Source organism: Pseudomonas sp. 50_B, from assembly GCF_017491625.1.
In the GTDB taxonomy this organism is placed as follows: Bacteria; Pseudomonadota; Gammaproteobacteria; order Pseudomonadales; family Pseudomonadaceae; genus Aquipseudomonas; species Aquipseudomonas danubii.
In genome coordinates this window covers 336,350-348,217 of record NZ_JAFGYX010000001.1, presented here as the reverse complement: position 1 = coordinate 348,217, position 11,868 = coordinate 336,350, and the positions used below count along the sequence as shown (strand labels likewise).

At 62.9% G+C, this 11,868-nt stretch carries 11 protein-coding genes; 4 read left to right on the top strand and 7 right to left on the bottom strand.

Going from position 1 to position 11,868, the window contains the following annotated elements:
* Nucleotides 1–26: 26 nt before the first annotated feature.
* The 3 genes from alr to dadA form a co-directional block, all read right to left on the bottom strand.
* Entirely contained in the window at nt 27–1,100 is a 1,074-nt protein-coding gene (gene alr / locus J5M73_RS01655) for an alanine racemase (protein WP_102862249.1), read from the bottom strand.
* A 92-nt stretch (nt 1,101–1,192) separates the two neighbouring features.
* Nucleotides 1,193–1,546 (bottom strand): RidA family protein, encoded by a 354-nt coding sequence (locus tag J5M73_RS01650; RefSeq protein ID WP_102862250.1) that lies wholly within the window; start codon nt 1,544–1,546, stop codon nt 1,193–1,195.
* Nucleotides 1,518–2,819 carry a D-amino acid dehydrogenase gene (gene dadA / locus J5M73_RS01645; RefSeq protein ID WP_102862530.1) on the bottom strand — a complete coding sequence of 434 codons (1,302 nt, stop codon included), beginning with the start codon at nt 2,817–2,819 and terminating at the stop codon, nt 1,518–1,520. The genes J5M73_RS01650 and dadA overlap by 29 nt, the downstream gene beginning before the upstream one ends.
* A 157-nt stretch (nt 2,820–2,976) precedes the next feature.
* Here dadA and J5M73_RS01640 point away from each other — a divergent pair, with 157 nt between their 5' ends.
* Entirely contained in the window at nt 2,977–3,465 is a 489-nt protein-coding gene (locus J5M73_RS01640) for an Lrp/AsnC ligand binding domain-containing protein (protein WP_011064210.1), read from the top strand.
* A gap of 47 nt (nt 3,466–3,512) precedes the next feature.
* Here J5M73_RS01640 and J5M73_RS01635 read toward each other — a convergent pair whose 3' ends face one another.
* Complete coding sequence (locus J5M73_RS01635) at nt 3,513–3,866, bottom strand: YkgJ family cysteine cluster protein (protein WP_102862531.1); 354 nt, start codon at nt 3,864–3,866, stop codon at nt 3,513–3,515.
* Nucleotides 3,867–4,014: 148 nt separating this feature from the next.
* Between J5M73_RS01635 and J5M73_RS01630 the strand changes: the two genes are divergently transcribed.
* Nucleotides 4,015–5,328 (top strand): FAD-binding oxidoreductase, encoded by a 1,314-nt coding sequence (locus tag J5M73_RS01630; RefSeq protein WP_102862251.1) that lies wholly within the window; start codon nt 4,015–4,017, stop codon nt 5,326–5,328.
* A 27-nt stretch (nt 5,329–5,355) separates the two neighbouring features.
* Here the strand turns inward: J5M73_RS01630 and J5M73_RS01625 are convergent, their stop codons facing one another.
* A complete protein-coding gene (locus tag J5M73_RS01625; RefSeq protein ID WP_102862252.1) occupies nt 5,356–5,598 on the bottom strand; it encodes a DUF1127 domain-containing protein in 243 nt (80 codons plus the stop codon).
* Between the two features lie 180 nt (nt 5,599–5,778).
* On the opposite strand from J5M73_RS01625, the gene J5M73_RS01620 reads away from it, so the two are divergent.
* Together J5M73_RS01620 and J5M73_RS01615 are read left to right on the top strand one after the other, a co-directional pair.
* Nucleotides 5,779–7,203, top strand: coding sequence for a PLP-dependent aminotransferase family protein (locus tag J5M73_RS01620; protein WP_102862253.1), 1,425 nt, complete (start codon nt 5,779–5,781; stop codon nt 7,201–7,203).
* 69 nt (nt 7,204–7,272) lie between these two features.
* Complete coding sequence (locus tag J5M73_RS01615) at nt 7,273–8,844, top strand: phospholipase D family protein (RefSeq protein ID WP_102862254.1); 1,572 nt, start codon at nt 7,273–7,275, stop codon at nt 8,842–8,844.
* Between the two features lie 4 nt (nt 8,845–8,848).
* Here the strand turns inward: J5M73_RS01615 and J5M73_RS01610 are convergent, their stop codons facing one another.
* Together J5M73_RS01610 and J5M73_RS01605 are read right to left on the bottom strand one after the other, a co-directional pair.
* A complete protein-coding gene (locus J5M73_RS01610) occupies nt 8,849–9,997 on the bottom strand; it encodes an MFS transporter (protein WP_102862255.1) in 1,149 nt (382 codons plus the stop codon).
* 173 nt (nt 9,998–10,170) lie between these two features.
* Nucleotides 10,171–11,664, bottom strand: a complete 1,494-nt coding sequence (locus tag J5M73_RS01605) for an aldehyde dehydrogenase (protein ID WP_102862256.1) — start codon at nt 11,662–11,664, stop codon at nt 10,171–10,173.
* Nucleotides 11,665–11,868: the final 204 nt, after the last annotated feature.

Sequence of the window (11,868 nt, the reverse complement as noted above, 5' to 3'; positions counted from 1 at the left end):
CGACTTTCGGTACAACCCGCGTAATCTCAGTCTTCGCAGTACACCAGCGGCACCCGACGCAGGTTGCAGAACAGCTGATAAGGGATGGTATTGGCGGCCAGGGCAACCTCGCTGGCGAGGATGTTCTTGCCCCACAATTCCACCCGGGAACCCAGCCCGGCCTGTGGCACATCCGTCAGGTCGACACACAGCATGTCCATGGACACCCGGCCCAGCAGGCGGCTGCGCTGGCCGTCCACCAGCACCGGAGTGCCGGTCGGCGCGTGGCGCGGATAGCCATCGGCATAACCCATGGCGACCACGCCGATGCGCATCGGCTTGTCGGTGATGAACTTGGCGCCATAGCCCACCGGCTCGCCGGCGGGCAGCTCACGCACACAGATCACCTTGGATTCCAGGGTCATGACCGGCTGCAGTCGCTCAGCCACGGAGTTGTTTTCTTCGAACGGCGTAGAGCCATAAAGCATGATGCCGGGACGCACCCAGTCACTGGGCACGCTCGGCCAGCCCATGACCGCCGGCGAGTTACGCAAGCTGATTTCAGCCCCCAGCCCCTGACGAGCCGCCTCGAATACCGCGACCTGTTCACTGCTGCGCGGGCAGTCCAGCTCGTCAGCACGGGCGAAGTGGCTCATCAGCACGATCTTCTCGACCTTGCCGCTGGCCTGCAGCCGTTGATAGGCCGTCTGGTAATCCTTGGGATGCAGGCCAACCCGGTGCATGCCCGAATCCAGCTTGAGCCAGACCGTCAGCGGCTTGGCCACCGGTGTCTGCTCGATAGCCTCGAGCTGCCACAGCGAATGCACCACACACCAGAAATCATGCTCGACGATCAGCGCCAACTCGGAGGCCTCAAAGAAACCTTCCAGCAGCAGGATCGGCGCACCAATACCGGCGGCGCGCAGTTCCAGGGCCTCTTCGATGCAGGCCACGGCAAAGCCGTCGGCCTCGGCCTCCAGCGCCCGGGCGCAACGCACGGCGCCGTGACCGTAGGCATCAGCCTTGATCACCGCAAGGGCGCGAACACCCGAGACTTCACGGGCCAGTTGGTAGTTGTGACGCAGGGCTTGGAGATCGATCAGGGCACGGGCAGGGCGCATGGCGGCAGACTTCTAGGCGGTCATGGGGGAATAAAAAACCGGTGCTGGATGACGGCTGGCCGCCACCGGCACCGGGAGAGGGATCTTGTCGCTCAAGGCAGAGCAGCCACCACGGAAAGCTCGATGAGGATTTCCGGCTCGCAGAGCTTGGCCTCCACAGTGGCCCGGGCCGGGGCCACGCCTTTTGGCAGCCACTGGTCCCAGACACTGTTCATGCCTGCGAAGTGGGCATCGATGTCCTTGAGGTAGATGGTCACCGACAGCAGCTTGCTCTTGTCGGTGCCCGCCAGGTCCAGAAGACGCTCGATGTTGGCCAGGGTTTCCCGGGTTTGCTGTTCGATCCCGGCACTCATGTCATCGCCGACTTGCCCGGACAGATACACCGTACCGCTGTGAACGACGATCTGACTCATGCGCTCATTGGTGAGCTGGCGCTGGATTGACATGTTTAGCTGACTCCTGAGGGTTGCCATAACGGGAAATATCGAGGCCTTCGGCACTGATCTGCGGCTTTTTCTTGGCCATCAGGTCCGCCAGCAAACGACCGGAACCACAGGCCATGGTCCAACCGAGGGTGCCATGACCGGTGTTCAAGAACAGATTGCGGAACGGCGTGGCACCGACGATGGGCGTGCCATCCGGGGTGGTAGGACGCAGCCCGGTCCAGAAACTGGCCTGGGACAGATCGCCGCCCTGAGGATAGAGATCGTTGACGATCATCTCCAGCGTTTCACGCCGGCGCGGGTTCAGCGACAGGTCAAAACCGGCGATTTCGGCCATGCCACCGACCCGGATACGGTTATCGAAACGAGTGATCGCGACCTTGTAGGTCTCGTCGAGGATGGTCGAAGTCGGGGCCATGGCCGGGTTGGTGATCGGCACGGTCAGGGAGTAGCCCTTGAGTGGGTACACCGGGGCCTTGATGCCCAGCGGCTTGAGCAATTGCGGCGAGTAGCTGCCCAGGGCCAGCACGTAGCGGTCGGCGGTTTCCAGTTTGCCGTCGATCCACACGCCATTGATCCGGTCGCCGGCGAAGTCGAGGCGCTGGATGTCCTGGCCAAAACGGAACTCCACACCCAGCTTGATGGCCATTTCAGCCAGACGCGTGGTGAAGATCTGGCAGTCGCCGGTCTGGTCATTCGGCAGGCGCAGGGCACCGGCAAGGATGTCGGTGACGCTGGCCAGAGCCGGCTCGACCCGGGCGATGCCCTCGCGATCCAACAGCTCGAACGGTACGCCGGATTCCTTGAGCACAGCGATGTCTTTCGCCGCACCGTCCAGTTGCGCCTGGGTGCGGAACAGCTGGGTGGTGCCCAGGCTGCGACCTTCGTAGGCGATGCCGGTTTCCGCGCGCAATTCGTCGAGGCAGTCACGGCTGTATTCGGACAGACGCACCATGCGCTCTTTGTTCACTGCATAACGGCTGGCAGTGCAGTTGCGCAGCATCTGCGCCATCCACAGGTATTGGTCGATATCGGCGGTGGCCTTGATTGCCAGCGGTGCGTGGCGCTGCAGCAGCCATTTGATGGCCTTGAGCGGCACGCCCGGAGCAGCCCAGGGCGAGGCATAGCCAGGGGAAACCTGGCCGGCGTTGGCGAAACTGGTTTCCATGGCTGCAGCCGGCTGGCGGTCCACCACGGTCACATCAAACCCGGCTCGAGCCAGGTAATAGGCACTGGTGGTTCCGATAACGCCACTGCCCAAGACCAGAACGCGCATTTTCATATCCCTCATCGCGGCTTGACCGCTGACGTTTGTTATTCAGAGCAAAGATGGGCGCAGTGTAAGAAACATTGAGCAGTGATTTTCACTATATAACCGCCTATATTTGGCGAGAATTCTCGGCAATATCGCTTTTCACGGAGGGGCATCCCCTATGCGCACCAATCATCAGACCCGTCGTGCCCTGGACAAGATAGATCGCAATATCCTGCGAATTCTGCAGGCCGATGGACGCATTTCCTTCACCGAGCTGGGGGAACGGGTCGGACTCTCCACCACCCCTTGCACCGAGCGAGTGCGCCGCCTGGAACGCGAAGGAATCATCATGGGCTACAACGCCCGGCTCAACCCGCAGCACTTGAAGGGCAGCCTGCTGGTGTTCGTCGAGATCAGCCTGGACTACAAGTCAGGGGATACCTTCGAGGAGTTTCGCCGGGCGGTACTGAAGCTGCCGCACGTGCTGGAGTGCCACCTGGTGTCCGGGGACTTCGACTATCTGGTCAAGGCGCGGATCTCGGAGATGGCGTCCTATCGCAAGCTGCTGGGGGACATCCTGCTCAAGCTGCCCCATGTACGGGAGTCCAAGAGCTACATCGTGATGGAGGAAGTGAAGGAAAGCCTGAGCCTGCCGATTCCGGATTGAGATGAGGGGCGCCGGTTCCGCGGCAAGCTGGCTCGGAGCGCCAGGGGCTAGACCAGGACCTGACGATTGCTGGCCATGTAGTCGTGGATCTGCTTCTCGACCCGGGGGTGGATCATCTCCACGGGACGCCGGCCGTTGGGGCACGGCAGGCTCGGCGTGGTGCCAAACAAGCGACAGATCAGCGGGCGTTCGTCATACACCGTGCAGCCATTGGGGCCCAGGTGCACACAGTTGAGCTCGTCCATGGCGGCGTCCTGCTCGGCAGCGGTCTTGCGCGGCAGGCGGGACATCTCTTCAGGCGAAGTGGTGACTGGGCCGCAGCAGTCGTGGCAACCAGGAACGCACTCGAACGAGGGAATCTGCTGACGCAAACTACGGACGATTTGACGGTTACAGCTCATGAAAAAGGCTACCGGGGCATGAATAGCCATGAATTCTGCCCTAAATGCCTGGCAGCAGACAGGGCCGGGCGTCCTGCGGTTGCCGCAAACGAAAGCCGCGGCTTATGCTCCGGCAATTTTTAAAGACCCCCTGATCAGGACACTTTCCATGCCCGCCAGTGCTCAGCCATCCGCCGCCAGCGATCGGCACGCCGCCTCTTACTATGCCGCCAGCAGCCTGCCGCAGCCGGACTACCCGACACTGGCAGGCGAGCTGACGGCGGACGTGTGCGTGGTAGGCGGCGGATTCTCGGGGCTCAATACCGCGCTGGAACTGGCCGAACGCGGGTTCAGCGTGATCCTGCTGGAAGCCCGCAAGATCGGCTGGGGCGCCAGCGGCCGCAACGGTGGGCAGTTGATTCGCGGGGTCGGCCACGGCCTGGAGCAGTTCACCAAGGTGATCGGTAGCGACGGCGTGCGGCAGATGAAGCTCATGGGCCTGGAGGCGGTGGAAATCGTCCGCCAGCGTATCGAACGCCTGCAGATCCCCTGCGATCTGACCTGGGGCTACTGCGACCTGGCCAACAAGCCAGCAGACCTTGAGGGTTTTGCCGAAGACGCCGAAGAGCTGCGCAGCCTGGGCTATCGCCACGAAACCCGCCTGTTGCAGCCCAGTGAAATGCACAGCGTAGTGGGCTCCACACGCTACGTTGGCGGGCTGATCGACATGGGCTCGGGCCATCTGCATCCACTGAACCTGGCCCTGGGTGAAGCCCGGGCGGCGCAGCAGATGGGCGTGCGTCTGTTCGAGCATTCGGCGGTGACTCGCATCGACTACGGGCCCGAGGTCAAGGTCCACAGCCATCGCGGCACGGTCCGCGCCAAGACCCTGGTGCTGGGCTGCAACGCCTACCTCAACGACCTCAACCCGGAGCTGGGGGGCAAGGTGCTGCCGGCCGGCAGCTACATCATTGCCACCGAACCCTTGAGTGAGGCCCAGGCGCAAGAGCTATTGCCACAGAACATGGCGGTCTGCGACCAGCGCGTCGCTCTGGACTACTACCGGCTCTCGGCCGATCGGCGCCTGTTGTTCGGCGGTGCCTGCCACTACTCGGGACGCGACCCCAAGGACATCGCCGCGTACATGCGGCCGAAGATGCTGGAAGTGTTCCCGCAACTGGCCAAGGTGAAGATCGACTACCAGTGGGGCGGCATGATCGGCATCGGCGCCAACCGCCTGCCACAGATCGGCCGACTCAAGGACCAGCCCAATGTGTATTACGCCCAGGCCTATTCAGGCCATGGGCTGAACGCCACGCACCTGGCGGGCAAGTTGCTGGGAGAGGCCATCAGCGGTCAACAGGGCGGCGGCTTCGACCTGTTCGCCAAGGTGCCGCACATCACCTTTCCTGGCGGCAAGCACCTGCGCTCGCCACTGCTGGCCCTGGGCATGCTCTGGCATCGCCTGAAAGAGCTGGCCTGATCTTCCGCGGCTCCTTGTCGCCGCGGATTACAGCCGCCAGAAAGGCTTGAGGCCTTCGGCCCGCGCCTCCTCGCGGCTCAGCCCCACATCCCGCAACTCCTCGGCGGTCAACTCCAGCAACGCCTTGCGGGTACGCAATCGATGCCAGTACAGGTCCCAGGTTCCCAGCCCGGACGGCGTAGTGCGCGACAGGGTCGCCGCCGCCCGCTCCTGCTCGACTTCCAGCTCCTGACCGCGTAACGACAGCCGCACATCGCTCAAGCCGTTCATCTCCATTGCTCCTGTTTACTCAAGTTGCCATGAGCGAGCATGATGGGCGCCATAGCAAAACCAATACAGACCCAATACAGCGGCATTACTTCCATACAGATTTGCCAAAATTCCCGCTGAATGCCGTATTTTTGCCTCATCTGTACTGGTCCTCCATGACTGCCACTTCGAGCCAACGCCATGACCCTCTACGTGAACCTCGCCGAACTCCTGGGCACCCGCATCGAACAGGGCTTCTATCGCCCCGGTGATCGACTGCCCTCGGTGCGCGCGCTGAGCGTAGAACACGGGGTCAGCCTGAGTACCGTGCAGCAGGCCTACCGTGTACTGGAAGACAACGGCCTGGCCATGCCCAAGCCAAAATCCGGGTACTTCGTCCCCCCCAGCCGTGAGTTGCCTGCGCTGCCGGCAGTCGGTCGCCCGGCCCAGCGGCCGGTGGAAATCTCCCAGTGGGACCAGGTGTTGGAATTGATCCGCGCGGTGCCGCGCAAGGATGTGGTGCAACTGGGCCGCGGCATGCCGGACATCACCACGCCAACCATGAAGCCCTTGCTACGGGCCCTGGCCCGGCTCAGCCGGCGCCAGGACATGCCCGGCCTGCACTACGACAACATCTACGGCGTGCTGGAATTGCGCGAGCAAGTGGCGCGGCTGATGCTGGATTCGGGCTGCCAGCTGGGGGCCAATGACCTGGTGATCACCACTGGCTGCCATGAAGCCCTGTCCTCCAGCATTCGCGCTATCTGCGAGCCCGGGGACATCGTCGCCGTAGACTCGCCGAGCTTTCACGGCGCCATGCAGACCCTCAAGGGGCTGGGCATGAAGGCCCTGGAAATCCCCACCGACCCTATTACCGGGATCAGCCTGGAAGCCCTGGAACTGGCCCTGGAGCAGTGGCCGATCAAGGCCATACAGTTGACCCCCAACTGCAACAATCCCTTGGGCTACATCATGCCGGAGTCGCGCAAGCGGGCCCTGCTGACCCTGGCCCAGCGCTTCGACGTGGCGATCATCGAGGACGACGTGTATGGCGAACTGGCCTACACCTATCCACGCCCGCGAACCATCAAGTCCTTCGACGATGACGGCAGGGTTCTGCTGTGCAGTTCCTTCTCCAAGACCCTGGCCCCCGGCCTGCGTATCGGCTGGGTCGCACCCGGCCGCTACTTGGAGCGGGTGCTGCACATGAAGTACATCAGTACCGGCTCCACCGCCCCGCAACCCCAGGTGGCCATCGCCGAATTCCTGAAAAGCGGTCATTTCGAGCCACATTTGCGCAAGATGCGCACTCAATACCAGCGCAATCGCGACCTGATGCTCGATTGGGTCAGCCGCTATTTCCCCACGGGCACCCGCGCCAGTCGCCCCCAGGGCAGTTTCATGCTGTGGATCGAACTGCCCGAAGGCTTCGACGCTCTGAAACTCAACCGGGCATTGCTCGACCAAGGCGTGCAGATCGCCGTGGGCAGTATCTTTTCCGCCTCGGGCAAATACCGCAATTGCCTGCGGATGAACTACGCTGCCAAGCCAACCGCGCAGATCGAAGACGCGGTACGCAAAGTCGGCTCCGCAGCCATCAAGCTGCTCAGCGAAACCCAGGACTGAACCCCGGGTCACGTTGCAGGAAGCCCACTGCCCCATGCCAACCCGCGCCGCGATGCGAGACGACCTGACTTGAGCCGTAAACAGGGGTTTATCCTGCCGCTGATCCTGACCCTCGGGCTAGGCGGCTGCGCCACCCAGGAAGTGCCTTACCAGCCCAGCCAAGCGTTGGCCGCCAGTGACTCCAGCTTCGCCCAGTCCATCCGGGCCCAGGCCGCCCCCTACCAGGGACGCTCCGGCTTTCGCCTGCTGCCCAACAGCACCGAAGCCTTCATGGCCCGCGCCGAGCTGATCCGCAACGCCCAGAGCAGCCTCGACCTGCAGTACTACATCGTTCATGACGGCATCAGCACCCGGATGCTGGTGGACGAGTTGCTCAAGGCTGCCGATCGAGGTGTGCGGGTACGCATCCTGCTGGACGACACCACCAGCGACGGGCTGGACCAGATCATCGCCACCCTGGCCGCCCACCCGCAGATCCAGGTCCGCCTGTTCAACCCGCTGCACCTGGGCCGCAGCACCGGCGTTACCCGAGCCGTGGGCCGCCTGTTCAACCTGTCGCAACAGCATCGCCGGATGCACAACAAGCTGTGGCTGGCGGACAACAGCGTGGCCATCGTCGGCGGGCGCAACATCGGCGATGAATACTTCGATGCCGAACCCAATCTCAACTTCACCGACATCGACATGTTCAGCGCAGGCCCCGTGGCCGAACAGCTGGGCCATAGCTTCGATCAATACTGGAACAGTGCCCTGAGCCGGCCCATAGGCGAGTTCCTGTCTTACGCACCTTCAACCCAGGCCCTGAACAACACCCGCCAGCGCCTGGAAGAGTCGCTACAGGACAGCCACCGGCAAAACCAGGCCCTGTATCGCCAGCTGATGACCTACCAGACCCAGCCGCGCATGGATATCTGGCGCAAGGAACTGATCTGGGCCTGGAACCAGGCCCTGTGGGACGCCCCCACCAAGGTCCTGGCCAAGGGCGATCCCGACCCGCACTTGCTGCTGACCACCCAGTTGGCACCGGAACTCAAGGGCGTGAGCAAGGAACTGATCATGGTCTCGGCCTACTTCGTCCCGGGCCAGCCGGGGCTGGTGTACCTGACCGGCCGGGCTGACGCCGGGGTCGCGGTCAGCCTCTTGACCAACGCCCTGGAAGCCACCGACGTGCCGGTGGTGCATGGCGGCTACGCGCCCTATCGCAAGGCCTTGCTGGAACACGGCGTGAAGCTCTACGAGTTGCGCAGGCAACCCGCAGAGCGGGGCGGCGGCAGCGGTCCGCGGCTGTTCCACAGCCGTTCCTTGAAGGGCTCGGACTCCAGCCTGCACAGCAAGGCGATGGTCTTCGACCGACAGAAGAGCTTTATCGGCTCGTTCAATTTCGATTCACGCTCAGTGCTGTGGAACACCGAGGTCGGGGTGCTGGTGGACAGCCCCGAACTGGCCGAGCATGTACGCGCCCTGGCCCTGCAAGGGATGGCGCCGCCCCTCAGCTACCAGGTCAAACTGGAGGACGGCAAGCTGGTCTGGATCACCGAGGACCATGGGCAGTTGCACAGTCTGAGCCACGAGCCCGGCAGTTGGTGGCGACGCATCAATGCCTGGCTGAGCACTCGCATCGGTCTGGAGCGCATGCTTTGAAGCGCTACAAGGGTTGCGCCTGGACGCTGCCAAAAGCGCCCTGACGCAGCAGCAGAAGCAACAGGCCAAAGGCGCCCGCCGCCACCAGCAGCAACATCGCATGGCCGCTGACCCACTGGCTGCCCGCCCCTGCCACCAAGGGACCGATCAGACAACCGATACCCCACAGCTGCGCCACATGAGCATTGGCTCGTACCAAAGCATCGTCGCGATAACGCTCGCCGATCAGGATCAGCGACAAGGTGAACAGCCCACCAGCGCTGGCCCCGAACAGCACCCACAACGGCCAGATCAATACGCTGTCCAACAGCAGGGGAATGGCCAGGCTGGAGCACAGCAGGATCACCGCGCAACCGGTGAACAGGCCGCGCCGGGAGACGCGATCAGCCAAGGCGCCGATCGGCAGCTGCAACAACGCATCGCCCACCACTACGGTGCTGACCATGGCCAGGGCCACGTCCTCGGTGAAGCCCTGGCTCAAGCAATAAACCGGAAGCAAGGTCAGGATCAGAGCCTCGAAAGTCGCGAACAAGGCCACCGCCCAACCAATCGCCGGCAACGTCTGACAGAAGCGCCAGAGGTCGATCAGGGTGACATTGCAAGACTCGGTGCTCGGCGCTCCGCTACGCCCCAACAGCAGCAAGGGCGCCGCCACCAGCAATCCCACCGAGACCCAGAAGCCGTAGTCCTGCGTGGTCCCCAGGACGCCAAGCAGCAAGGGGCCGGCCAGCTGACTCAGGGCATAGCCGCTGCCATACAACGCCACCAGCCGTCCCCGCCACTGCTCCACCACCAGCTGATTGATCCAGCTTTCCCCCAGAATGAAGATGATGGTCAGCACCACGCCCAGAATCAGGCGCAACGCCAGCCACACCGGATAGCTGGGCAACAGCGCCAGCAGTCCAATAGAGAGCGCACCCGCCCACAGGCACAGGCGCATCAGGTTGGCGGTACCGAAGCGGGCCGCCAGCCGACTGGAAATCTTCGCGCCCAGCAGCACGCCAATGGCCGGCATCGCCGCTACCACGCCGATGGCAAAGGGTCCGTAGCCCCAGCTTTCCAGGCGCAAGGACACCAGCGGCATGGTCATGCCCAAGGCCAGGCCGACACTCAAGACAGCGGATAAAACGGCGAAATAGGTCGCCCAAGGCATTTCCACACTCCTGTGGATGATTATTCTGCAAGCCACAGACAACACAGCCGGACTCCCCTCGCGGGAAGTCCGGCTGCGCTGTGGATCAACAGCTTCGGACAAAGACGCCTGTAAGGCGTGGCGCTTGTCGGCGCAAGCGCCCTTGCGGACGCCATTGCCTCAACCCCGAAGATTCAGAGCTTGATCCAGGTCGCTTTCAGCTCGGTGTACTTGTCGAACGCGTGCAGCGACTTGTCCCGACCATTGCCCGACTGCTTGAAGCCGCCGAACGGCGCGGTCATGTCGCCACCGTCGTACTGGTTGATCCAGACGCTGCCGGCACGCAGCGCCTTGGCCGTCAGGTGCGCCTTGGAGATGTTTGCAGTCCAGACCGCCGCCGCCAATCCGTACGGAGTGTCGTTGGCAATCTGGATCGCCTCTTCCACGCTGTCGAACGCAATCACTGACAGCACTGGGCCGAAGATTTCTTCCTGGGCAATCTTCATCGCGTTGCTGACGCCGTCGAAAATCGTCGGTTCGACGTAGGTACCACCTGTCTCCTGCAGGGTGCGCTTGCCACCGGCCACCAACTTGGCGCCATCGGCGTGACCGGCCTCGATGTAGGACAGCACGGTGTTCATCTGCTGTGTGTCCACCAGGGCGCCGACGTTGGTGGCCGGGTCCAGTGGGTTGCCCGGTTTCCAGGCTTTCAGGGCCTCGATCACCAGCGGCAGGAATTTGTCCTTGATGGAACGCTCCACCAGCAGACGGGAACCGGCGGTGCAGACTTCGCCCTGGTTGAAGGCAATGGCGCTGGCGGCCGATTCGGCGGCGGCCTGCAGGTCCGGGGCATCGGCAAATACGATGTTCGGGCTTTTGCCACCGGCTTCCAGCCAGACGCGCTTCATGTTGGATTCACCGGAGTACACCAGCAGTTGCTTGGCGATCTTGGTGGAGCCGGTGAACACCAGGGTGTCCACGTCCATGTGCAGGGCCAGGGCCTTGCCGACGGTGTGACCGTAGCCGGGCAGCACGTTGAACACGCCAGCCGGAATCCCGGCTTCCACCGCCAGAGCCGCAATGCGAATTGCGGTCAGCGGGGATTTTTCCGAAGGCTTGAGGATCACCGAGTTACCGGTGGACAGCGCCGGCCCCAGCTTCCAGCAGGCCATCATCAGTGGGAAGTTCCACGGCACGATGGCCGCAACTACACCCACCGGCTCACGGGTTACCAGGCCCAGTTGGTCATGGGGGGTGGCCGCGACTTCGTCGTAGATCTTGTCGATGGCCTCGCCGCTCCAGCTCAGGGCTTGCGCCGCGCCGGGCACGTCGATTTCCAGGGAGTCGGTGATGGGCTTGCCCATGTCCAGGGTTTCCAGGAGCGCGAGCTCCTGGGCGTGTTGCTTGAGCAGGCCGGCAAAACGAATCATGACGGACTTGCGCTTGGCCGGCGCCAGGCGCGACCAGACGCCAGAGTTGAAGGTGGCGCGGGCATTGTCCACGGCACGCTGGGCATCGGCGGCGTCACAGCTGGCAATGGTTGCCAGCACACGACCGTCTACCGGGCTGATGCACTCGAAGGTGTCATTGGAAACAGCAGCGGTGTATTCACCATTGATGTAGGCGCGGCCTTCGATTTTCAGGTCGCGGGCACGTTGTTCCCAATCGGCACGAGTCAGGGTGGTCATACGAGTGTCCTCCTCTTATTTGAATACAAGCGCCATGCGAACTACGCCGGCACTCATGAAGAATTCTGCCCGGCCAGCCTGTTTTCGGCCAAAGGCACCCGCCACCCTAAACCAGCGACCCCTGTACTTTCAATATATTTGACAAAGCCCGGGCAAACAGCATTGCTATGTGCATTTTAATAAACATAGACTCTGGCCTTCATA